Annotated in this window: 20 protein-coding genes; 7 read left to right on the top strand and 13 right to left on the bottom strand. The window is 66.6% G+C overall.

All coding sequences use genetic code 11. The features are described 5' to 3' along the window. The 3 genes from AAF184_17405 to AAF184_17415 form a co-directional block, all read right to left on the bottom strand. Positions 1 to 610, bottom strand: a 610-nt coding sequence (locus tag AAF184_17405) for a glycosyltransferase (protein ID MEO0424119.1), incomplete at its 3' end; no start/stop codon positions are given. 354 nt (positions 611 to 964) lie between these two features. After that, on the bottom strand, positions 965 to 1,135 hold the full coding sequence (locus tag AAF184_17410) for a hypothetical protein (protein ID MEO0424120.1): 171 nt from the start codon (positions 1,133 to 1,135) through the stop codon (positions 965 to 967). A gap of 81 nt (positions 1,136 to 1,216) precedes the next feature. After that, a complete protein-coding gene (locus AAF184_17415) occupies positions 1,217 to 1,756 on the bottom strand; it encodes a hypothetical protein (protein MEO0424121.1) in 540 nt (179 codons plus the stop codon). Between the two features lie 172 nt (positions 1,757 to 1,928). Between AAF184_17415 and AAF184_17420 the strand changes: the two genes are divergently transcribed. The 4 genes from AAF184_17420 to AAF184_17435 all read left to right on the top strand — a co-directional run bounded on the left by AAF184_17420 (position 1,929) and on the right by AAF184_17435 (position 7,981). Next, complete coding sequence (locus AAF184_17420) at positions 1,929 to 2,648, top strand: response regulator (protein MEO0424122.1); 720 nt, start codon at positions 1,929 to 1,931, stop codon at positions 2,646 to 2,648. Further along, on the top strand, positions 2,638 to 4,137 hold the full coding sequence (locus tag AAF184_17425) for an ATP-binding protein (protein MEO0424123.1): 1,500 nt from the start codon (positions 2,638 to 2,640) through the stop codon (positions 4,135 to 4,137). Before AAF184_17420 ends, AAF184_17425 begins: the two co-directional genes overlap by 11 nt. A 106-nt stretch (positions 4,138 to 4,243) precedes the next feature. Continuing rightward, complete coding sequence (locus AAF184_17430) at positions 4,244 to 6,304, top strand: peroxidase family protein (GenBank protein ID MEO0424124.1); 2,061 nt, start codon at positions 4,244 to 4,246, stop codon at positions 6,302 to 6,304. Between the two features lie 108 nt (positions 6,305 to 6,412). Beyond that, positions 6,413 to 7,981 (top strand): erythromycin esterase family protein, encoded by a 1,569-nt coding sequence (locus AAF184_17435; protein ID MEO0424125.1) that lies wholly within the window; start codon positions 6,413 to 6,415, stop codon positions 7,979 to 7,981. A gap of 21 nt (positions 7,982 to 8,002) precedes the next feature. Here the strand turns inward: AAF184_17435 and AAF184_17440 are convergent, their stop codons facing one another. From AAF184_17440 to AAF184_17455, 4 genes are all read right to left on the bottom strand, one after another. Beyond that, entirely contained in the window at positions 8,003 to 8,977 is a 975-nt protein-coding gene (locus tag AAF184_17440) for an MBL fold metallo-hydrolase (GenBank protein ID MEO0424126.1), read from the bottom strand. Further along, positions 8,977 to 10,047, bottom strand: a complete 1,071-nt coding sequence (locus tag AAF184_17445; protein ID MEO0424127.1) for an SHOCT domain-containing protein — start codon at positions 10,045 to 10,047, stop codon at positions 8,977 to 8,979. The genes AAF184_17440 and AAF184_17445 overlap by 1 nt, the downstream gene beginning before the upstream one ends. A 149-nt stretch (positions 10,048 to 10,196) precedes the next feature. Further along, the gene (locus tag AAF184_17450; GenBank protein MEO0424128.1) at positions 10,197 to 11,435 is read right to left on the bottom strand and encodes a porin; all 1,239 of its coding nucleotides are present in this window, start codon (positions 11,433 to 11,435) and stop codon (positions 10,197 to 10,199) included. A 505-nt stretch (positions 11,436 to 11,940) separates the two neighbouring features. Continuing rightward, positions 11,941 to 12,927 carry a diguanylate cyclase gene (locus tag AAF184_17455; protein ID MEO0424129.1) on the bottom strand — a complete coding sequence of 329 codons (987 nt, stop codon included), beginning with the start codon at positions 12,925 to 12,927 and terminating at the stop codon, positions 11,941 to 11,943. A gap of 267 nt (positions 12,928 to 13,194) precedes the next feature. Between AAF184_17455 and AAF184_17460 the strand changes: the two genes are divergently transcribed. After that, positions 13,195 to 15,285, top strand: coding sequence for an EAL domain-containing protein (locus AAF184_17460; GenBank protein MEO0424130.1), 2,091 nt, complete (start codon positions 13,195 to 13,197; stop codon positions 15,283 to 15,285). A gap of 12 nt (positions 15,286 to 15,297) precedes the next feature. Further along, on the top strand, positions 15,298 to 15,954 hold the full coding sequence (locus tag AAF184_17465) for an NnrU family protein (GenBank protein MEO0424131.1): 657 nt from the start codon (positions 15,298 to 15,300) through the stop codon (positions 15,952 to 15,954). A gap of 8 nt (positions 15,955 to 15,962) precedes the next feature. On the opposite strand, the gene AAF184_17470 is transcribed toward AAF184_17465, so the two are convergent. From AAF184_17470 to AAF184_17490, 5 genes are all read right to left on the bottom strand, one after another. After that, positions 15,963 to 16,646: a hypothetical protein gene (locus tag AAF184_17470; GenBank protein MEO0424132.1), complete on the bottom strand. Its 684-nt coding sequence runs from the start codon at positions 16,644 to 16,646 to the stop codon at positions 15,963 to 15,965. 165 nt (positions 16,647 to 16,811) lie between these two features. Continuing rightward, a complete protein-coding gene (aqpZ, locus tag AAF184_17475) occupies positions 16,812 to 17,540 on the bottom strand; it encodes an aquaporin Z (protein ID MEO0424133.1) in 729 nt (242 codons plus the stop codon). Positions 17,541 to 17,625: 85 nt separating this feature from the next. Next, positions 17,626 to 19,680, bottom strand: a complete 2,055-nt coding sequence (locus AAF184_17480; GenBank protein ID MEO0424134.1) for a serine hydrolase — start codon at positions 19,678 to 19,680, stop codon at positions 17,626 to 17,628. A gap of 79 nt (positions 19,681 to 19,759) precedes the next feature. Continuing rightward, entirely contained in the window at positions 19,760 to 20,566 is an 807-nt protein-coding gene (locus AAF184_17485; GenBank protein MEO0424135.1) for an alpha/beta fold hydrolase, read from the bottom strand. A 100-nt stretch (positions 20,567 to 20,666) separates the two neighbouring features. Further along, positions 20,667 to 21,605: an AEC family transporter gene (locus tag AAF184_17490; protein MEO0424136.1), complete on the bottom strand. Its 939-nt coding sequence runs from the start codon at positions 21,603 to 21,605 to the stop codon at positions 20,667 to 20,669. A gap of 105 nt (positions 21,606 to 21,710) precedes the next feature. Here AAF184_17490 and AAF184_17495 point away from each other — a divergent pair, with 105 nt between their 5' ends. Next, a complete protein-coding gene (locus tag AAF184_17495) occupies positions 21,711 to 22,259 on the top strand; it encodes a DUF1415 domain-containing protein (protein ID MEO0424137.1) in 549 nt (182 codons plus the stop codon). Here AAF184_17495 and AAF184_17500 read toward each other — a convergent pair. Continuing rightward, a partial coding sequence (locus AAF184_17500; GenBank protein MEO0424138.1) for a DUF1295 domain-containing protein occupies positions 22,256 to 22,435 on the bottom strand: 180 nt, incomplete at its 5' end. The genes AAF184_17495 and AAF184_17500 overlap by 4 nt on opposite strands.

Raw genomic sequence — 22,435 nt, forward strand, 5'->3', positions numbered from 1 at the left:
CCTCGATGCTCTTCTCCACCGCCAGGCGCCCGACGTAGAGCCAGATGGGCCGCGGGAGGTCAGCGAAGAGCGTGGCCTCGGCGGGCGTGAAGGCCTGCAGGTCGACGCCTCGACACCAGAGCTTCATGTTGGAGAAGCCGCGTTCGGTGAGTTCGTCGATCAGGCCCGGCGTCGCCACCATCATCGTCGCGCCATCGCCGTGGAAGTCGCGCAGCATGGCGTAGCCCCAGGATACGGGAATCGCCCAGCGTTCCGCCGCGTACTCGGCGAAGCGGGTGTGGAAGCTCGTGGTGTAGGGGTAGCGGCGGCGCTTGCAGAAGCGCCGGGTGGCCCGGCCGATCGGGCCCTCCGTGGCGATGTGGATCGCGTCGGGTTTGAAGTCATTGATCATCTTCCCCACCTTGCGATTGGGGAAGATGGACAAGCGAATCTCTGGGTAAGAGGGCAGCGGGATGGAGCGGAACAGGTTCGGCGTGATGTAGAGCACCTCGTTGCCGAAACTCTCCAGTTCCTGACCGAGCACGTCCAGCGTGCGCACCACGCCGTTGAGTTGAGGTTTCCAGGCGTCGGTGGCTAGGACGACTCTCAGGCCGGAACGCCCGGTCGGCATCGTGAATTTCTGTTTGGGGCGGGTCAGGCGTGACACGCCTGAGCGCACTCGCGCCAGGCGAGACTTGGGCGGCGGCTGCTCTGCGCCGGGGGGGTGATCAGGCGATTTGTCGTTGCGGCTCATGAATCCCAATACGGCGTGCGACTGATTTGCGCACAGTATGCGCCATCGACCGGACGATCGCTGTATTGGGCCTCAGGCGCGCCCCATCGCTCCCGAGGATCGCCGCATCGCAGCGGCAGCGAGACCCTTCATATCAGGCCTCGCTGCTGCGGCGGGCCCAGCGCCTAGTCGGCGAAGCCCTCGGGGAGGGGGAAGGTCAATAGGTTTCGCGTACTGAACTGGATCCGTCCGTCATTGAGTGCGTCGACGCTCACGCCCTCGTCGCCGCCGTCGCGGGGTATCACCCGACACGATGTACGCGCGGTAGTTGGCGCGCGGGTCCAGGTAGGTGCCGGCGAAGAGCAAAGCCCCGTCGCAGCTGAAGTCGCCGCAGTCGAACACGATGCCGAACTCGATCTCCATGTGGTCGCGCGCCGCTTGGCATCGCCTCTCTGCGTTCGAGTTCATCGAGTCGGCGAGCTGACGAAAAAGATAGCTATCGCGTCAGCGATACAGGGCGTCCTCTGTCCGCAAGTCGATCACCCCGCCGCTCTCTTCGATAGACCCGTAGCGAGGCGGTTGAGCCATCCACACCACGAAGTCGCGCCGTTCACCCGCTGACCCGAGCAGGTCCACATCCAGTCGACCGGCCTGAAGAGGGGCGGGTAGGCGGTAGCGCAGGAGCACGCGAACCGACTCGATCGCGGCGCCCCCGGTCGCACTCACGTACTCCAACGATGGCAAACGCCGCGAGAACGCAGCCAACGCCTGTCCATCGTCCGTTTCGAGGACGAAGCGTGCTTCTGCCCAGTGGAGAATCGCGTCGTGTTGCGCATCGAACTCGAGGCGAGAGAGTTGACCGTCGCCGTCGCGATCGAAGGTGAGCAAGGCGTCAGCGGTGATGAGGGTGGTGACCATCACCGATTCGTCCATCACCATGACGCGCACGCGTTCATCCCCCGCCAGGTTTGCCTGGCCAGGCGATGCGACGGCGAGGCAGAGGATCCCGGCGAGCACCGGGCGATAGCGACGTTGAACCCTCATTGGCGTGACTCCGTAGCGAAAACATGCCCAAACGCTAAGGGCAGCCCTGATGCCTGCTCAATGATCCGATTGTCGCAAGATGTCGCAACTGCCCGATTCCAGCGCCTTCACCCTGGCAACTCATCAGCGCCCATTGGAAAATGGGCGCCTTGGGTTCAGCGCCGGGATAAGCGTGAAGGACGAGCAGTCAATCATCCTGATAGTCGACGACGAGCAGGACATCCGCGAGCAGCTGGCGAAGTACCTGGAGCGCCAGGGCTTCGCGGCGCACGCGGTGGCCAGTGCGGCGCTGGCGCGCGAGTGGCTCGATGCGCACACCGCCCACCTGGTGGTGCTCGACATCATGATGCCCGGCGAGGACGGCCTCAGCCTGTGCCGCTCCCTGCGCGAGCATTCGCGCACCCCCGTGATCCTGCTCACGGCCATGGCGGACGACACGGACCGCATCGTGGGCCTCGAGATCGGTGCAGACGACTACGTCACCAAGCCCTTCAACGCGCGTGAGCTCACTGCCCGCATTCGGGCCATTTTGCGCCGGGTCAACGATGCGCAGGGTCCCGCGCCTGCCAAGGCGACGGGTGCCCGCTTCGCCGGTTGGACCCTGGACGCGGAGCAAGCGGAGCTGCACAACGACAACGGTGTGATCGTGCCCCTGAGCGCCGGCGAGCTGGCGTTGCTCAGCGTGTTTCTGGAGCACCCCGGCGAGACCCTGTCGCGGGATGCACTGATGGCGCACTCGCGGGGCCGTGCCTCGCTGCCCTACGAGCGTACGATCGACAACATCATCAGTCGCCTGAGGCGGAAGATCGAACTGGACCCGCGCCACCCGCGCATCATCAAGACCGTGTGGGGCGGGGGCTACCGCCTCGTGCGCGATATCGATGGCGATTAAAACTGTTAGCAAGCCGATACGCCGTGGATGCCCGCGGTCACTGGCGGGGCAGCTATTCCTCGGCTTCGCGACGCTCATTCTGCTCGTCGAGGGCATGGGGTTGGTGACCCTCATGTGGGAACGGCGCGCGGTCGGCCGCGAGTCGAGGCTGGAAAACGCGATCACGGACATGGGCGAGCAGGCGGCCTCCCTGGTGCTGGAGGATCTCGACCTGCCCCAGGTGGTGCGCGCCGGTGGGCGTGGCGACACGCACGTCTCCGCCGGCGGCCGCAACCGCGCGGAGCGGGTGGAGAATGGGACCCGTCTGCCGCGCTCGGAACGGGCGCTCTCGCGAGCCCTGGTGCGAGCCGGCTGGGAGCCCCTGGCGGTGACCGTGGTGCGCGCGCCGGTCGAGGCCAGTCGCTTGCCACCGCTGCGCGGAAGACCCCCATCACGGGATAGGCCAGGAGGTGAGGGGCGAGGTCCGAGGCGCCCGCCACGCGGTGGCCCCCCACCCCCCTTCGGTGGCGACGACGGACCGCCAGCGTCGGTGCAAGTGGAGGAGGAGGGCGAGCGTGAAATGGAGCAGCTCCTGCTCTCAGCCCAGCTCGCGCCCGACGTGTGGTTGAACGGTGCCGTGGAGTATCGCGTGCCCAGAACCTTCGATCCGCGCACCCTGCTGGCCACGCTGATCACCTTGTTCGGTGCGGCAGGCGTGGCGGCCTGGTTCGCGTCGCGGATCTCCGCGCCGTTGGGCGCCCTGACCCGCTCCGCCGAGGCCCTGGGCCGTGGCACCAACGCCACGCCCATCGCCCCCGACGGCCCCGTGGAGGTGCGTCAGGCGGCCTCGGCCTTCAACCGCATGAACGAGCGCCTGACGCGCGTGCTGGAGACGCAGCGCATGATGCTGCGTGCCGTCGGCCACGATCTGCGCACGCCCCTCACCGCCCTGCGTTTGAAGCTCGAGAACCTCGCCCCCGGGTCTGAGCGCGACAGCATCGAGAAGTCCCTCGACGAGATCCAGCAGATGACGGACGAGATCCTCACCTGGGCCCGCGATGCGACGGGCAACGAGGCCCTCGCGGAGGTGGATTTGGGCGCGCTGGTGCAGTCCGTGGTGGACGACTACATGGATGTCGGGCAACCCGTGGTGGCCGAGGAACTCCCGAGCACGATCGTGCCCTGCCGGCGGGCCGCCCTGCGTCGCGCCCTGCGCAATCTGATCGACAACGCCATCAGCTACGGTGAGCGCGCACAGGTGAGCCTCACGATCGACGGCCACGGGGTCAGTATCGATGTGCGCGACGATGGCCCGGGCATCCCCGCGGAAGACGTCGAGCGGGTGATGGCGCCCTTCGTTCGCCTGGAGCATTCGCGCAGTCGCTCGACCGGCGGCACGGGCTTGGGTCTTGCGATCGCGCGCTCGGTGATCGAGAACCACGGCGGTGAGCTGCTGTTGCGCAACGCGACCGAGGGTGGGTTGGTCGCGTCGATGTGGTTGCCGCGTTAGGCGCTCGACCCGCCGCGACGATTTGCGACAACTTGAGCCTAGGGTAGCCGCGCGAGCCCTGCCTATTGTTGGTGCTATCGACTGCATCAACGCCGAGGAGGCTACCGTGCCGACCCCGACCCGCTCATCTCCACCCTGTTCCTGGCCAGCGTCTGTTGCCGTGTTGCTCTCCCTGGGCGCGCTCACGGCCTGTAACGACGCCGATGTCACCACCGCGATCGCGGAGGATGAGGCCACCCTCAACGCCGTGCCTGTCGTCACCCTGTCCGTGCCCGATGCGGTACAGGAGGGTGATGAGGTGACGCTCTCCGCGATCGTCAGCGACGTCGATGACACCCCGACGTTCAAGTGGGAGCAGTTGGGTGGGCCCACGATCACTTTCAGCGCTGACGATGTGGAGTCGCCCACCTTCGTCGCGCCTCGCATTCGTGATGACGCACTCATCGTGCTGCGATTCACGGCCGACGATGGGGTGAACGTGGTCCAGTCCGACGAGGTGGTGATCACCGTGCTGAACGTGGCGAACGGCCCCGCGGGTCCTTCCCCCCAAGGCATCCCGGACGACGGCGATGCCCGTCGTGACGAGGCGCGTGGCGGGCGCGACGGCGGCCCCCGGTCCAGCGAGGACCGAGAGGTGCGCACCTACGACGGCACCGAGAACAATCTCGACGAGCCGACCTGGGGCGCCGCGTTCGTCCACCTCCAGCGCCTGGCACCGGCGGCCTACGGCGACGGCATCAGCACCCTCGCCGGCGCGGCCCGCCCCTCACCGCGGGTCATCTCCAATCTCGTGCACGATCAGGAGGAGGGCGAGTCCATCCCCAACGAGGCGGGTACCAGCGATTTCCTGTGGCAGTGGGGACAGTTCATCGACCACGATCTCGATCTCACGGACGGTGCGGAAGAGGCGGCGGACATCCCCGTGCCCCTCGGCGACCCCTACTTCGACCCCGACGGCTCCGGCGACGTGGTCATCGCCTTCTCGCGCGCGCTCTTCGATCCGGACACGGGCTCGAGCATTGCCGATCCGCGTGAGCAGGAGAACGAGATCACCAGCTGGATCGACGGTTCCATGGTGTACGGCTCCAGCGATTCGCGCGCGGCCGCCTTGCGCGAGGGGGATGACAGCCCCTACCTGGCGACGAGCGAGGGCGATCTCCTGCCCTTCAACGAGGGCGAACTCTCCAACGCCAACGGCTTCGTCACCGACGCGACCACCTTGTTCCTCGCCGGCGATGTGCGGGCGAATGAGCAGGTGGGGCTGGCCGCCATGCACACGTTGTTCGTGCGCGAGCACAATCGCATCGCTGCTGTCCTCCTCGAGGACCGCCCCGAGCGCGACCCCGAGGCCGTCTTCCAGCAGGCGCGCCGCATGGTCATCGCTCAGCTACAGCACATCACCTACGAGGAATGGCTGCCTGCCTTGCTAGGTGATGATTCGCTGGCCGCCTACGAGGGCTACGACGACAGCATCGATCCCACCATCTTCAACGAGTTCAGTGTGGCGGCCTTTCGCCTCGGCCATTCGATGCTGAACGAGCAGTTGCTACGGCTGGACGCGGAAGGTGAGGTCTACGCTGACGGCCCGGTGGCGCTCGCGAGCGCATTCTTCACGGCGCCGGCCCTGATCACGGACGACGATGATCTGTCCGCCCTCCTGCGGGGCTTGGCAGCGCAGGCCCATCAACGGATCGACACCAAGGTGGTGAGCAGCGTGCGCAACTTTCTATTCGGCGCGCCCGGCGACGGTGGCCTCGATCTGGTATCGCTCAACATCCAACGAGGGCGTGACCACGGGGTGCCCTCCTACAACGCCATGCGCGAAGCCCTGGGTCTTGTGCCCCTGGTGAGCATCGGTGAGATCACCGATGACCTCACGGTGGCGAACGAGATCCTCCAAGCCTACGGTGACGTCGACGACATCGACCTCTGGGTGGGGGCGCTGGCCGAAGACAAGGTGGAGGGTTCTCAGCTCGGCGAGGTGATGCACACGATCCTCGTGCGACAATTCGAGGCCCTGCGCGACGGCGATCGCTTTTGGTACGAGCGTCATCTGACCCGCGACGAGCTTGCTCGCGTGCGCGGGCGAACGCTGGCTGAAGTCATTCGCGATAATACCGGGGTGGGCCCTGAGCTCGACGATGATGTGTTTCGCGTCGCCGAGTAGGCAGGGGAGCAGTCCGATGGGACGCAAACTCCGAGGGAGGCTGGGGCGTTGCCCGAGTGCCGAGGCTACCGTCGCAGGGTGCTTGCAGCTCGGCGAGCGAGCACCGCGATGTCGCTGTTGCTGCTGTCGTGCGCGCAGGCCGTGGACGCAAGCGGCCCAGCAAGGCCGGCCGTATCTCTCTCCCTGCAGGACCTGACGCCCAGCGGCGAGCCCTTCGGTTGGTACGTGCAAGGCGATGCCGCCACTCTGGAGCAGTACGTGCAAACGGACCCGGCGAGCGGCCTGCCTCGCTGGGTGCTGCGCAACCGCGGCACGTCACCGGCCCTGATCTACACCCGCAGCGAGACGGGCGGTGCCTGCCACCGACGTTTGCGGATCGCCGCCGAGGCGCGGACGGAAGATTCGGGGCAGGTTGGCGGCGTGATCAGCGTGGCCGGTGAGGCCGATGCCGGCGCCCCGACCACCCTCACCCGTCGCTGGGTGGAGGTGCGTCACGAGCTAGACGGCATCCCCTGCCTGGCCCCCGAAGCCCTGGTGGGGTTCTCCGTGCGCGGTCACGCGGAACTGCGCCGCCTGCACATCCTGTTGGATGGGCGCCCGGAAGTGGTGCCGACACTCGCGCCTGTACGCTGGGCGGATCTCGCGGCTCTGCGTCGCGTGGCGGCCAGTCCCGGCGAGCCCCAGCGAACGCCCAACCTGACGGATGTGTTGGGTCGTCGGGTGGTGGCCTTGGGCGACAACGGGCCTGGTGCCTCCAGCGCCTTCGCTTCGAAGTTCGCGCTCGTGCGCCATCTCGCCAGCACAGGGCGCCTGCAGACGATCTCCCTGGAGGTGCCGGCGGTGGCGGCCGAGCACGTCGATCGTTACACGCGCGGCGTTGACGACGATCGGTCGTCCATGATGGACGCCCTGGCATCGACCCCCTGGCGGTTCGCGCACCGGCTCGCCCTCATCGACTGGCTGCGCGCCACCAACGGCGAGCGCGCGCAGCCGATCCGCCTCGTAGGCTTCGACGTTCAGCAACCTCGCTGGGCCCTTCGCGCGCTGGAGCGGGCGGGCATCCGCATCGATGAGGTGTTGGCCCCTTGGCAACGGGGCGAGGCGGCCCGCGCCCTGACCGCGCTCGAGGCGTTAGCGCCGCGGGCCGCCGCTGACCCCGAGCTTGCGCGCTACCTGCGCTTGGCACGACGTGGCCTGCAGATGGAGCGGCCAGACCTCAGCGGCGAGTCGCGCGGGTTCTACATGGCTGACGAGGTGCTGAGGCTGGCGCGAGGGCAATCGGGTCAGCTCTTGCTGTGGGCGGACAACACGCAGGTGTCGCGGCAAGCGGGACAGATCGGCGGCGCGCTGGCCGAGGCCCTGGGGGCAGACTACGCTGCGATCGCGTGGACCTTCGCCGAAGGCACCTACGCCGCTGCTGGTACCGCCACGCCCCTGGCGGCTCAGGCCCCTTATCCGGGCACGCATGAGCACCTGCTCGCCAACACGGGTCTCGAGCGCTTCGTGCTGGCCCTGGCAGATGTGTCCGAGGAACATCCCTTGCGCGAGCGCCGAGGCTTGCGTGTGCTCGGCGCGGCCGGTCAGTCCTTCGATCAGTTCCTACCCCTCGCGCTGGCGGCCCACTTCGATGCCATCGGCTTCGACAGGCGCACGACGCCTGCGCATCGCGAGGAGTAGCGCCTCGCCTCGACGAGTCCCCTAACGGTGCGGCCTGCCCAGGCAGTGCCGATCGCCTTGCTCCGCGACATGAAATCCCGCGGCGCGCACCTGCTCTGCTGGCGGGCTGGTCGGGTCGCGCAGGGGGTTGGTGTGGTTGAAGTGGATGAAGTGCACCTTTGCCCGCTCCCGCTTGGGCAGGGGAGCGAAGCGCGCCATCGAGTGGCTGACGAAGGGATGGGGGAAGCCGCTCATGTCACGGCCGGGGATCTCGCCGTTGGCGAAGAAGGTGGCGTCGAGGAAGGCGATGTCCACCTCGGCCAGGACGTCCTCGATGCGTACGCCCCACGCATCCCACTGCTCCCACGAATCGATGTCCGGGATGAACAGAGCCGCCGCCTCCGGGCCTTCGATACGGAAGCCCGCCACCTCGGCGTACTCCTGACGATGGGGCACGGCGAAGGCGGTGACGTTGAGGCGGGGGCCGAGCGCTTGGATGCCGCCCGCGGTCATGGGCTCGAGGCGGATGTTCTCGTAGGCGACGAGTTGGCTCCAAGGCCCATGGTCGCGCAGGAAGTCGGCGAAGCGCGGCAGCGTGTGCACGGGCACACCCCGCGCGCCCAACGACTCGTGGCCGAGGAACATCAGCCCCGTGTAGTGGCCGATGTGCGCGTGGGTGAGGAACACGCCATCGAGTATCGGTGCGTCCGATGCTTGCGGCCCCGCCAGGCGCGCGAGGTCGTAGCCCTGGCGGCGTACGTCCGGGGTGGCCTCGAACAACCAGCGGGCCCCGCGGCGGTGATCCACCAAGCCCAGGGACAAGCGCGCTGCCGAAGGTTGCTCCCAAGCCGGGTCTTGCCAGCGCCCGAACTGGGGAGTGCCACCGTCCTGGGAGGTGCCGAGCACCAGCAGCTCCACCTCGCACGCCCCGAGGGCCGCTGCGGGAGCGGCAGCGAGCAGCGCCGCGGCGGCGGCGCCCAACACGGCTAGTGTTCTGTCACTAGCGTGACAGGACACTACAGCTCCGAGAGGATCTGACGTCGCTTGTCGTTGTACTCCGCCTCGGTGATCAGGCCCTGTTGGTACAGGTCGATCAGCAGGCGCAGGCGCTCTTCGATGTTGGTGCCGGGGACGCGAAGGGGAGCGCTCGGGGCGGCCGTGGCCGCGGCGGGTACGGCCGCGGGTGTGCTGCTGCCGCTCGGGGCGGCCTCCAACTGCTCCCGCATGCGCGACATCTCCGCGCGCATGGCCTCCTGCTCCGCCTGCAGCGCCGCGGCCTCTTCGCTGGTCATCCCCGCACTGGGGGCGGGCGCTGGCACCGCGGCCGGTGCACCGCTGGCGCCGTTGCTGCCTGCGGTGGCGAGGGAGGGTTGGGCCTCGAGGCTGTCGAGGGCCAGCGGCACGTCGATCAGGATCCAGTCCGTACGCACTTTGCCCTTCGAGGTGACCTGATTGCTCAGCCCCTCGTAGGCGAGCAACTGGCCCTTCAGCGCACCGGAGTTGCGCTTGCGCGTGCCGGAGCTCAGGGCGTAGGGCTGCACCGCGCCGGTGGTGTCGAACAGCCGTTCGAACTCGCGGTTACGCTGGCGATCGAGCTCGCCGATGATGATGTTCAGCTTGCCGTCCGCGAAGAAAATTCGTCCCGATGTCAGGGCCAGGCCGCTCAGCAACACCAGGCGCCGCGAGCGCCGCTGCATCACGAAGGTGACGTCCTGGTCGGGCCCTGCCAGCTGCAGGCCCTTGGCGATCTGCCCCGCGAGCAGGGTGGCCTGCTGGGGGGAGAACAGGGTCTCCAGCTCGTTGTTCGAAAACAGGCCGTCGGCGCGCACGGTGATGGCTTGCAGGATGGGCTTGAGATCGTCCGGCGAGAGCTCCACAGGATGCTCGTTGAGCCCGTAGCGATCGGTGTCCTGATCGGCCAACGTAAAGGTGGAATAGGCGCCGTCCTTGTAGAACACATCAGGGTCGCGCGCGTGGCTGGCGGGCCCGAAGGTCAGGGCAAAAAACGTTGCTAGAGCAATGATTTGCGGTGCAAGGAGACGGAACGGGCGCGGCTTGGAGCCGCACGGCGAAGGAAGACTCAGCATGGTACGCCTGCGTCAGAAATCAATGGTGGCAGTGTACGACGGGAAGCGGGCGCTGGGGTAGGGCGATGGAGGTGGCCGGTGGGCCGATAAAGGCACGGACGTCGAGACCGACGTCCGTGCCATCTCCCGTCGAGGTAAGGGTGGTTACCTCAGAAGAAGAAGGTCATGCCAAGCACGACCGAGTTCAGCTGATCAGCGTTGTTGAAGGCTGCTTCCACCTGCGTGGTGGTGCCGTCAACTTCGATGTCCAGCGCTTCCCACACCAGGTACATGATCAGCTTGCTGCCAAAGTACTGATCGATGGAGAGGCCGATACGCTGCATCTCCGAGTCGGTGACCATACCGGTGGTCAGTGTGGCGTTGATATCGCCGAACTGATCGTTGTAGGTGCCGTACCAGCCGGTGAGTGCCGTGTCACCCCAGGAGAAGAAGCTGCGCTTCACGCCGCCCTTGAACCACCAGGCGGTGGTGTCGTCGCCGTAGCCGATGGCCTGGGCGTTGGCGCTCAGGCCTTCCGCTTCTTCAGACTGGAAGGCGATGGTGCCGAAGATGCCCGAGTCCTTGTGCATCAAGCCAGCCTGCACCTGCAGGTTGTTGGCAGACTCGTAGAAGGCCGTACCGCCGTTGTTCTCGGCGTAACCGATGTGGAACACACCCGTGGCGCCGCCGAAGTCGTGGTTGTACTTCAGGGCGACGTCGTAGATGTCGTCGTTGGCGTAGCCGATGGCGATGTTGAGGCCTTCAGCGATGGTCGGCAGATCGTAGCGGATACCGTTGCGGTAGATACCGTTACAGTCGATACCGATACCGCCGGCGCCCTGCAGCTCGTTACCGGTCAAACACTCGGCGAAGTCACCCCAGACGGCGTTGCCATCGCCGGTGCCCCGAATGTTGAAGCCGTTGAAGCGGAACAGCGGCGAGATGGAAGACCACAGCGTGAGCGAGGGGTCTGCCAGCACGGCGATGTTATCCGTCGGCATGGACTGCAAGCCGAAGGTCAGCTTACCGGCCGCGCCTTCGACGTACGCGCTGCTACCGAGCAGGCGGATGTCACCGCCGTTACCGTTATCGAAGTTGGTCTGGTTACTGAAGATGAGCGGCGTGAAGATCGATTGCGGCTCGAGGATCACCTCGAAGCCCGCCTTCATGCCCGAGTTGGGCAGCGGTGCTGAGCCGGCAAAGGTGATGCGGCTACCGAGTGTCGTACCGTTGTCCGACACCTGCACGATATCGCTGCTCTGCCCATCGTCGTAGAAGGCCGCGCCTTCGTTGATCCACCCTGAGATGCTGAACGTCGCTTCATCGTCCTGCGCCACTGCGGGATACGCAGCAGCGAGGGCTAGCGCGACGCCTGCCGTCAGGCCCCTCGTCTTCCAATTAGAGATCATCAATAGTTCCCCTCATTTCTCATTCGCAACGGCCCTCGAATAGTGTTGCGAGCATGCCGTTAACGCCCTCAAAGATCGCTAGTCCGTTGCTTCGCGGCTACGCCCCGGAGCGTCCGGAAGGGAGCATGGCGTGAAGACAGGCCCCCCGATCATCGCGAACTTCCCCAAATAGCGAAAAAAACATAACTGATCATTCGCGACAATGCACGTAAGTTGCGGTTAATACGGACTCAACACTCAATCACACAGACTCATAGGTGAGTTTTTCGCCACAGGGTGTTCACGCCGTTCCCAGCCTTGATGCACCTGTCCCTCGACAGGTCGCCGTTGGTGGGTCCGTGCATCACGCCATCGCCGGTGGCCGTCGAGGCAGTTGCGCGTCGAGGCTTGTGTCGAGTGGTTCCTGCCGCTTCAACGCGGTCGAGAAGCGGTGGTGGACCGCGGGGGGTAGCTCGCTCTTGGAATGAGTCTATTTATTACGCGCAATACCGTTGCGCGTGCATCTTTATGCGTCTTCGGCGACTTCGTGCGCAAACGCTAAGCTCTGCCTGAGCACGCGTTTCGCGTGGTACATCGCCTTGTCGGCGCGGCGCAGCAGGACATCGCGGGTGCGCCCGTCCTCTGGGTAGCGGGCGACGCCGATGCTGGTGCTCACGCTGACCTCTCCGATGGCCAGGGGCACCGGGCGAGACAGCGCTTCGCCCAGGCGCCGGGCCAGTATCCCCGCATCCACCGTGTCGGTCATGCGCGCGAGCATCACGAACTCATCACCACCGAGCCGCGCCACGAAGTCCGCGCTGCGCGCTTGGGCGGTGATCCGGGTGGCGGTGTGCTGAATGAGCTCGTCGCCCGCGTCATGCCCGTGGGTGTCGTTCACTTGCTTGAAGCCGTTCAAGTCCAGGAATAGGAGGGCGAAGGCCTCCCCGTGGCGTTCTGCGAGCGCCAGGGTGCGATCGAGCGCCCGTTCCAGTGCCCGCCGGTTGGGTAGCGCCGTCAGCGGGTCATGAAGGGCTTGATGACGGAGCAACTCGTTGGCTTGTTCGAGCTGGTGCTGGGCGTCGCGCAGCACCGTGAGGTCGGTGAAGATTCCCACCAGTATCCGGGCCCCGTTCGGTCGGAAGAACATGGTCTTGGTGGTGCGGATGGTTCGTTGCTCGCCGCTGGCCGCGTTGGTCAGCAGTTCCTCGTTGACGTTGGCTGTGCCGCTGTCCAACACCTGTCGGTCGATGCGGTTGAACACGGCCGCTTCCGCAGCCGGGAACAGGTCTGCGTCCGTTCGGCCCAGCAGGGCTTCGCGTGGATGGCCGATGAAGTCACAGAATGCCTGGTTCACAAAGATCCAGGCGAGGCGCTCGTCCTTGACGAAGATGGGGTCAGCCACCGAGTCGATAATTTGGTTGAGGAACTCCAGATCGTCGCTACCTACTCGGTCGGAGACGACGAATGCGAGTGCTTCCGCGTGGGCGATCGAGCGGTTCTCTGTTTGCGCCACCGCGGCCTCCTTTCGAGTATGAAAAATATTAAGTGGCTATACGATCGGCAATTAGGCTAGGTCATATAATGGGTAGATAGGTGCCGACCAGATCTCGGAAGAGTCCGTCGATTGGCGCCTTTTGACCTGATCGAAAAGGTAGGCGCAGACGGCGCCGCGTTATGCCCCTGGCGTCGGGTGCTATGCGATCTGGGCGGCGGGTCACGGCCCCCGGGCAGGCCTTGTGGCACCGTCTGAGGATGCGCATTCAACGAATGACTGCTACCGATGCCTGATGTGGCGGGCATGATCGATGACCCGAATCTGCTCGCCCTGGTCGCGACGCACGCGCGGGACATGATCATCGTTACCGATGCGCAGCAGCACATCGTCTGGGTGAACAGCGCATTCGTCGCCCGCACCGGATACTCGGCGGTCGAGGCGCTCGGCAAGCGCCCCGGTGAGTTGCTCCAGGGCGCGGGTACCGATCAGCGGGTGCGTCAGCGTATCTCCGTTGCCCTGCAGGCGGGGGAGCCCCTACGCGTCGAACTGCTCAACTACACCAAGGGCGGCGACGAGTACTGGATCGACATGGAGATCTCGCCCGTGCACGGCGCCAGCGGCGAGATTGAGTACTTCGTGGCCGTCGAGCGCGACATCACCGAGGCGCGCGAGGTCACCGGCACCCTGTCCGCCTTTCAACAAGCGCTCAACGAGCAAGCGATCGTCTCCATCGCTGATCGCGCCGGTGCCATCCGCTTCGTGAACGATCACTTCTGTGCGATCAGCGGCTTCTCCCGCGAGGAGCTGATGGGGCAGGACCACCGCATCGTGAACAGCGGCTGGCACAGCAAGGGATTCTTCCGCGACATCTGGCGAACGATCGTCGCCGGTGAATGCTGGCACGGCGAGATCTGCAATCGCCGCAAGAACGGCGAGCTGTATTGGGTCGACACCACTATCGTGCCCATCGCGGGCAACCACGGCACGCCGGAGCGCTTCGTCTCGATTCGGATCGACATCACCGAGCGTAAGGCGGCCGAGGCCCAGGCGCGACGGATGGCGGAGCAGGACGATCTCACCGGCCTGTGCAATCGGCGCGCGCTCCTGCGCGCGGTGGACGAGGCTTTGGCGGCGCAGGGCCCCGGCGGGCAAGCGTCCTGCGGTCTGCTGCTGTTTCTGGACATCCAGGATTTCAAGTCGGTCAACGAGTCTCGGGGGCATCAGGTGGGCGATCGCGTGCTCGACGCCGTGGCCCGCCGCCTCGACGAGCTCTCACGCAAGGTGGACACGGTGGCGCGCGTGGGTGGCAACGAGTTCTGCCTACTGTTGCGCGACGTAGACCCCTCGGAGGCAGAGCGCACGGTCGATCGTATCGATCGTCGTCTACAAGCGCCTTTCCACGTCGATGGCGTGCCCCTGGCCCTGGCCTTCTCCTTCGGGGCGGCGCGCTACCCCGCCGATGCGCGCGACGCCCCCCAGCTACTTCGCTGCGCTGGCATGGCAACGCGCGCCGCCAAGGCGCAGGAGCCGAGCAAGGTATTCTTCAGCAACGCCCTGCAGGAGGATATCGAGGCGCGCTTCGCGCTCCAGCAGTCGCTGCGGCGGGCGATCGCCGAAGACGAGTTCTTCGTCGTCTTCCAGCCCCAGGTCGATCTGCCGGGAAGTCGAATACGAGGCTTCGAGGTGCTCGTGCGCTGGTGCCGCGATGGGCAGCCAGTGCCCCCGGCGCATTTCATTCCCGAGGCGGAACGCAGCGGTCTGATCGTGCCCCTGGGTTCGCTGGTCTTGCAGCAGGCGGCGCAGGGGTACGCGCGTATGCGAGAAGCGGGCTTCGATCCCGGCGTGCTGTCGCTCAACATCAGCGCAGAGCAGCTGCGCTTGCCAGGCCTTGCCCAGGAGATCATTGCGGCGGCGCGCGATCATCGCATCGATCCGGCGTGCCTCGAGTTGGAGATCACCGAGACCGCCTTCATCAGCCAGGCCACCGAGCATGTGGAGCGCAACGTGCGCGCGCTGCGCCAGCACGGCTTCTCCGTGGCCCTCGATGACTTTGGCACGGGCTTCTCCTCCCTGACCCACCTCAAGCGTTTCCGGGTTGATATGCTCAAGATCGACCGTCAGTTCGTCTCGGACTTGCAGCACGGTGGAGACGACGATGAGATCGTACGCTCGATCATCGGGCTGGCGGACAATCTCGGCCTCGGCGTCGTGGCCGAGGGGGTGGAGACTCGGGAGCAGGCGGAACGCCTGCGCTCGCTGGGTTGCGTGCTTTACCAGGGGTATCTGTTTGGTAAGCCCATCGGGCTCGAAGAGACGCTCGATCTGCTCGCGGATGGCCCGTCCGCCATGCTCCGACCTATGGCCTCAGCCGGCTGAAGCCGCGCGCCCGTGAGCGTCCTGCTCGCGATGGCGGTCTTCGTATCCGTCCACGTGCTCTTGGCACGGCCACCGTTGCGGGCACGGCTGGTCGGCGTGTTGGGCGGGCCGATCTACCTCATCGCCTACAGCGCCGTGTCCGTGGTGCTGCTCACCTGGGTCGTGCGCGCGCTGTTGCATGCCCCCCGCATGTTCCTGTGGGGTACGCCGAGTTGGGCCTACCCCTTCGCTATCTGTGGGTCGCTGCTGGCGTTCTGCTTGCTGGGTGTCGGGGCGGCGCTCCCGAATCCGTTGTCCGTCAGCCTGCGGTCACCAACGGTCTACGATCCAAAGCGTCCAGGCCCACTGGGCTGGATTCGCCATCCCTTGCTCTGGGGCTTCAGCGCGTGGGGCGTGGCTCATGTCCCGGCCAATGGCGACTGGCCCAGCCTGATCCTGTTTCTCGGTGCGGCGGTGTTTGGTGTCGTGGGGGCTGCGGCGGTGGAGCGGCGCCGTCGTCGCCAGCTGGGCGCCGACACCTGGGCGCACCTCACGCCCGGTCGAGGTCACTGGAATCAGCCCGCGACGCTCGGCCTCGCGTGCGCAGTGGCACTCTGGCTGCTCACGGCGCTGTGGGGGCACCAGACGCTCTTCTCCGTGGATCCCCTGGCGACCCTGGGAATCCCATGACCACGAGCTCAGTGCAGGTGAGCGGTGAGCTCGCCGAAGCGAAGGCGGGCGGCCAGGGAGCAGTCGCCGTTGCCCAGGGCGTGCACCACCTTGCTCCCCACCAGCAAGGGACGCTTACCGTTGACCGCGTTGCTGTTCACGTAGAGCGCGGACTCGCCCATGCCGGTCTTGAGTGAAATGTCGTCGATGCGCTCGCCGGCGAGATGCAAATCTGCCTCACCCGCGAACATGCGCAGACTCACGCAGGCATCGACGTCACGCACATCGAGCTCGCCTGCCCCGAACTCCACCTCCAGCGTTTCGCTGCGCGGCACCTCCACGGTGATCCTCACCTGCGCGCCCTTGTAGGCATTCATGCCCTCGGGGCTGGCGAGCAGGGTCAGCGTGTTGCCGTTGCTGATGGTAGAGAGGGTGGCGCGCTCGGCGCGCTTGGCGCAGCGGCGCTTGTTCGCCTTGCACTCGATCTGCATGCGAGCGCGCAGCTCGTCGCCATCGGTGCCGACCACGTCCACCTGGCCGACGGGCAGATCGAGGCGCAGGTGTGCGCCGTCGGGCACCGCCATGCTGACCTCGTGGGTGGGGCCGATCTGCTCCCATACGTCGCCTAGGCCGGTGGCGCTCAGGGAGAGCAGGGCGATCGAGCTACACGCCGCCAGGGCGGCGACGGAGGGGAATCGGGTGTGCTGGGCCATGGGGACGGTCTCTCCTGGGCTGACTCAACTCCCTTTGATGCTGCAACCGCCGGATTGGTTGGCGGTGTTCTGCTCGCCCCCTTGTATCAACGGCTTACGGGCCCAGGCCGGCCGTTTCGGGTGCTGGCGCCGTCCACGCCAGCACCCCTGGTCGCGTGGCGGCGATCAGTCCTCTTCGAGCATCCGGTAGACCATCGCGGCGATGGCGGCGCCGGCGATCGGTGCGAGCCAGAACAGCCACAGCTGTAGCAGCGCCTTGCCATGGCCTGCGAAGGCCAGGATCAGCTCCGGGCCCGTGCTGCGCGCCGGGTTCACCGACGTGTTGGTGACCGGGATCGAGATCAGGTGGATCAGGGTCAGGGCCAGGCCGATCGCGAGGCCTGCGTTCATGGCCACGCCGCGCTTGTCCGTGGCGCCGAGGATGATGAAGAGGAAGAAGCCGGTCATGAGGAGCTCGGTGATCAGGGCCGCCATCATGCCGTAGCCCTGGGGCGAGAGGCTATCGTATCCGTTCACTGCGAGGCTGGATGCACCGAGTTGCAGGGTCGGTTGGTCGGCGCCGTACATGCCCATGTCGCCGGCGATCCAGAGCAGGGCGGCGGCGGCAGCGATCGCGCCGGCCGTCTGCGCGATGACGTAGGCAGGAACCTCCGCCGCCTTGAAGCGTCCCGCTACCGCCAAACCGACGGACACGGCCGGGTTCAGGTGGCAGCCGGAGATATGCCCGATGGCGTAGGCCATGGTGAGCACGGTCAGGCCGAAGGCGAGCGAAACACCTAGGTAGCCGATGCCGACGTCCGGCACGCCGGCAGCGAATACGGCGGCGCCGCAACCGCCGAGCACCAGCCAGAAGGTGCCGATCGCTTCGGCGACGCTGCGTTGGATGAGGTTCATCGAATCACTCCCTAGCTTAAGAACCGACGCCGACCGTAGCGTGGTTCCGAAGCCCGGGATGTGAACAATGATCCTCGCGCCTACCTCAGGTGCTGCTATCGCCTACGATCAGGAACCTGCGGAGATCCGACATCAGCTTGGCGCCCGTGTCGGCGTTGGTGAATACGATGAACCCCACGTCGTGCTCGTCGTAGACCTCGAACATGCAGACGAAATCACCGTTGTTGCCGCCGTGACCGTAGGTCAGGCCCTGAGGCGACTCCATCAGATGAAAGCCCAGGCCGTACTGGGCGGGCCAGGCGGGGTCATCCTGCGGATCCTCGGGGATGCCGACCTGGGGTTCGAACATGCGTTCGTAGCCGGCTGCCGATAGCCCCTTGCGCGCCATCAGGGCGAGCATGAAATTGGCGAACTCCCCCGCTTGCGTGTACATGCTGTGGGCCACGCCGATCTCCTCGGGGAAGTCCTGCACGGACGTGAAGCCCGAGAAGTGGCCCCGCGAGGCGACCTTGTAAAGATCTTCGTTGGCGGAGAAGTAGGTGTGCTCGGCGAATCCCATGGGCACCTGTACTTCGTCATAGACGAGCTGTGACAGGGGCTTGCCGCTCAGCTTGGCGGCGACGCGACCGAGGTACTCAAAGCCCTCGCCCGAGTAGCCGTAGCGCGTGCCCGGGTAGAAGTTGATCTGCATGCGCCCGTCCGCCGTGGCCCAGCGCCAGTTGGGGAAACCCGTCTGGTGGGAGAGCACGTGGCGGGCCGTGATCTTGCGGTAGCGAGGGTCGTCGGCGATCTCCTCGAAGGGGAGGTATTCGTGCAGTGGGCGATCGAGATCGATGTCGCCGCGCTCGGCCATGCGATTGACCGCGAAGGCGAAGACGATCTTGGTGATCGAGGCAGCTTCGAACAGGGTGGTGTCGCTAAGCGTCTCCCCCGTGTAGGCATTGGCGAGTCCGCGGGCGCGGTGGTAGGCGATCTCGCCGTCCTTCACCAGGGCCACGGACACGCCGGGCACGTTGTAGAAGCGCATCAGCGCATCGATCGCCGTATCGACCTTATCGCTGTGTAAGGCCGGGTCGAAATCGAAGAGCACGCCCTTCGCCTCGAAGATCGCCGGCGCTTCGGCGGCGCTGGCCTGCAGTACGGGGGCGATCGTGCGTTGGGCGGCAGCCACGGTGGCGCTCACGGGCGTGCTGTCACCAACCACCGCCAGCGCCCCCCAGGGATCGCCCACGGTGTGATCCGCGATGCTCAGGCGGTAGGTGCCTCGCGGCAGCAGCAGTTCGTAGTGACCGCCATCGTCGATCGCGGCGTGCAAGGCCTGGGCGTGGCCTTCGGGTGTCACCCGTACCCGGGTTGGGCGTGCCACCTTTGCGTCCTCTTCGCTCATCGCGCCTGGCGGATGCCATTCGACGGTGCCTTCGAGCGTGCCGAGGGGCGCCAGCGTGTCGATCAGCAGCAGATCGCCCAGGCGTCCGCCGGACTGGCTCTTGCCGAACCCCCGTCCCCACGAGTAGAGCGCCGCCGGGTCGGCCTGGTCCGGCGTGTCGTCGTCGCTCAGCAGGAAGTCGATCCCGAGGCTACGCCCGGGCGCCAGGGGCTCGGCGGTGACGATGCGCCACTCGTAGAGGGTGCGGCCATCGTTGGTGCGCGCCGTGGCCAGTGAGACCTGGTCCCAGCTGGCTTGGCCTACGGCTGGGTCCCAGCTGTGCTCATCGCTCAGCAATCGGCGATGGTCGCCCGTTACGGAATAGAGGACCGGCCCCGAGCCGCGCGTCTCATGCCGTTCGTCGAGGTAGAAGATGACGCCGTCCTGGCGGGACCAGTCCGCCTCGGCGACCTGTGCCACGCGGTGGACGTCGTCGTGCACTTCCAGGGCGATGTAGAGCGACCGGGTCACCGCGTCGTAGGCCGCGCGAAAGCTGGCGTCGAAGTTGCTATCGCCTGCACGCCGCTCGCCCGCGTTGTCGAAGACGATCGGGTAACGCGGCAGGTGTGCGGGCCAATCGCTCAGATCGCCGTCGACGGTGGGCGCTGCACCGATGGGTAGCGCGTGGGCCAGCTCCCCGTTGTCGGCTTGGGCGGTGGCGGCGAGCAGGACGAGGGCCGCCGCGGGCAGGCGGTAGGCGAGGGGGCGATGCATGGGTGAACTCCGGTCTGAAGGAACACGACGACGTCCCCTTGGGATGTCGCGTGGCCGGAGTTCGTTTGCTCGAGGAGTTCTACGCTTCGACGGTGGCGTGGGCGTCCAGGGCGCGCAGCACCTCGCGCCACACCCGGGGGTTGAAGATCAACCCGAGGTGAGCGCTCGGGATTTGCACGTGCCTCACGTTCGGACTGTGCGAATCGAGGCTGGCCTGCCAGCGCACGATGCCGTCGCTGCGGCTGTAGATCGCCGTGATCGGTTGGTGAATCGGGTGTTGCTCGCGCCGCTCGATCACCGCCTCGATCCAGTCGAGGTCCATGCCGCGCCGGGAGAAGAACGGCGCCGCCAGGGTGTACTTGGGGCCGCCGATGGTGGGTGCGCCGAGGGTAATGACCTGCTCGACGAGCTGCGGTAGGTCCCGCGCCGCCTCGCGGGCGATGTAGCCGCCGAGGCTCCAACCGATGAGGGTCAAGGGTCGGTCGTCGTTTGCGTGGCGCTCGCGCAGGGCCTCGATGAAGCGCTCACAGAGGTAGGGCACGCCGCCTTCGCCACGGTAGGGCTCGCGCGGCTCGATGGGCCAGGCGGCGGAGATGTCCTTTAGCTCGTGGCGCATGTTCACGCCGGCGAGGTTACGACCGAGGCCCCAGCCGGTGGCGTCGTAGCCGTGCCGGCCAAGGTAGTGGCGCAGGGGGGCGAGAAAGCGATCGTCGGCGCCGAAGCCCGGTACCGCCACAACCGTGCGCGGATGCTCGCGCGCTCGCCGCGGCAGGAGCTGCGCCTTGGCGAGGGGGCCGAGCATGGTGAGGAGGTCGAGGGCCGTGCGACTCTCGCCGATCAGGCCGATTCGGCCCGGGGGTCTCAGGGGCTGGGAAGCTGCGCTCATGAGGGGTCGGTGGTGCTCAGGGGGTGGTGGCTGCGAATTCGCCGGGCTCGCGGCGGCGGATCCACCCAGGCGGCATCCCCTGCGGCTGCGCTGGCGTTCATCACACGCCGGCCAGATGCAGGACGAGGGGAATCGAGATGGCGGACAGGAGGATGCCGACGGCGATCGCGCCCGTTACCGCCGGTACGCCTGCGTCGAATTTCAGGGAGAAGAAGTAGGCGTTCATGCCCGTCGGGAGGGCAGCGAACAGCGCCACCAGCCCCGTCTCGCGCGGCGGCAGGGCGAAGACGAACACGGCGAGCGCCCAGGCCGTGAGGGGAAACACCAGCATCTTCAGGCCGATGAGCGTGCTGATGGCCGTCAGGTTGCCACGCATCGGGTAGGCCGCCACCGCCAGCCCCAGGGCGAACAGGCCCGTTGGGATGGCGGCGTCGCCCGCGAGGGCGATCAGGCGTTCGCCCACCGCCGGCATGGTCAGGCCGCCAGCGTTCCAGGCGGCGCCGAACATGAGCGCCAACACGATCGGGTTCTTGAGCAGGGTCATCACCACGCTCGCCGCCACCGCGCCGGGCGAGACGCCCTGGCGGCGCAGGGCGAACTCCGCCCACAGGGTGCAGAAGAACCAGTGGTTGGCGGAGTGGATGGCGATGATCAGAGCCGCGATCACGAGGCCCTCGTCGCCGAAGGCCAGGTAGGCGATCGACAGGCCGATCATGCCGAGGTTGCCGAAGGTGGCCGCGAAGGCCGTGCCGGCGCCTCCGGCAGCGCCCAGGCCGGGTACCCGTCGCGCGGCCAGCGCCACGATCACCCAGATGACCGCGACGGCGGAGTAGTACACGCCCCACACGCGCAGGGTCGATCCCGCATCCAGACTCACGGTCTGCATCGTGCGGAAGAGCAGCGGCGGCACGCAGAAGTAGAGGACGAAGTCGTTCAGCCCCTTGGCGCCATCGGGGCCGATGAGCTTGGTGCGCGCGGCCGCGTAGCCGGCGAAGATCAACGCGAAGACCGGCAGGATGACGGTCAACAGATCGGACATGTGGGGACACCCGCAGCGCCCAGGCGGCGCCGGTCAAAGGGGGAGAACGGCGCGGACCTTAGCACGGGCGAACCGTCCGTCGCTGCCGCGTGGCACACTGCCGCAATGGATGAGCAAGTCGTGGCGTCAGCCACCCGCCGGTGGCTCGAGACCTTCGTGGTGGGCATGGGCCTGTGCCCCTTTGCCGCCGCCCCGCTGGCCGCGGAGCGCGTGCGCGTGGTCGTCACCGAGGCGGACGACGAGGAGGCCCTGCTCGAGGCGCTGCAGGCGGAGATCGTGTTGCTCGACCAGCAACCGCAGATCGAGACCACGCTCCTGATTCACCCCGCCGTCCTGCAGGACTTTCTCGCCTACAACGACTTTCTCGACCTGGCCGATGCCCTACTCGTGGAAGGCGATCGCGACGGGGTCTACCAGGTGGCGAGCTTCCATCCCGACTACCAGTTTGCCGGTACGGCGCCGAACGCGGCCGAGAACTACACCAACCGGTCGCCGTATCCCATGCTTCATCTGCTGCGCGAGACGAGCGTGGAGAAGGCCGTGGCCTCGGGCATCGACACCAACGACGTGCCCGTACGTAACATCCAGCATATGAACGAGTTAGGTGAGGTCGAGCTGGCGCGTCTGCTGAGCGCTTGCCGCGAAGAGGGCTAGCTGCTAGGCGGATTCAGCATCAATACCGGCGTGTTGGCCTTGTAGCGCTCGTAGTCCTCCTGCCCGCCCCAGCGGGCATCCGCGCGCTCTTCGAGCATGGGGATGCCGCTCACCTTGATGAGCAGGAAGGCGACGAACACCGGGGAGATCAGGGTGGCGTACTGCCAGCCCTGGAG

This window comes from Pseudomonadota bacterium, assembly GCA_039815145.1.
Lineage (GTDB): Bacteria > Pseudomonadota > Gammaproteobacteria > Steroidobacterales > JBCBZW01 > JBCBZW01.

Excerpts from the sequence above, each read along its gene's own strand:
- AAF184_17410 (MEO0424120.1), bottom strand. The coding sequence starts at position 1,135 with ATGGAGATCGAGTTCGGCATCGTGTTCGACTGCGGCGACTTCAGCTGC.
- AAF184_17415 (MEO0424121.1), bottom strand. The coding sequence starts at position 1,756 with ATGAGGGTTCAACGTCGCTATCGCCCGGTGCTCGCCGGGATCCTCTGC.
- AAF184_17425 (MEO0424123.1), top strand. The coding sequence starts at position 2,638 with ATGGCGATTAAAACTGTTAGCAAGCCGATACGCCGTGGATGCCCGCGG.
- AAF184_17435 (MEO0424125.1), top strand. The coding sequence starts at position 6,413 with ATGTCGCTGTTGCTGCTGTCGTGCGCGCAGGCCGTGGACGCAAGCGGC.
- AAF184_17445 (MEO0424127.1), bottom strand. The coding sequence starts at position 10,047 with ATGCTGAGTCTTCCTTCGCCGTGCGGCTCCAAGCCGCGCCCGTTCCGT.
- AAF184_17450 (MEO0424128.1), bottom strand. The coding sequence starts at position 11,435 with ATGATCTCTAATTGGAAGACGAGGGGCCTGACGGCAGGCGTCGCGCTA.
- AAF184_17460 (MEO0424130.1), top strand. The coding sequence starts at position 13,195 with ATGCCTGATGTGGCGGGCATGATCGATGACCCGAATCTGCTCGCCCTG.
- AAF184_17470 (MEO0424132.1), bottom strand. The coding sequence starts at position 16,646 with ATGGCCCAGCACACCCGATTCCCCTCCGTCGCCGCCCTGGCGGCGTGT.
- aqpZ (MEO0424133.1), bottom strand. The coding sequence starts at position 17,540 with ATGAACCTCATCCAACGCAGCGTCGCCGAAGCGATCGGCACCTTCTGG.
- AAF184_17480 (MEO0424134.1), bottom strand. The coding sequence starts at position 19,680 with ATGCATCGCCCCCTCGCCTACCGCCTGCCCGCGGCGGCCCTCGTCCTG.
- AAF184_17485 (MEO0424135.1), bottom strand. The coding sequence starts at position 20,566 with ATGAGCGCAGCTTCCCAGCCCCTGAGACCCCCGGGCCGAATCGGCCTG.
- AAF184_17490 (MEO0424136.1), bottom strand. The coding sequence starts at position 21,605 with ATGTCCGATCTGTTGACCGTCATCCTGCCGGTCTTCGCGTTGATCTTC.
- AAF184_17495 (MEO0424137.1), top strand. The coding sequence starts at position 21,711 with ATGGATGAGCAAGTCGTGGCGTCAGCCACCCGCCGGTGGCTCGAGACC.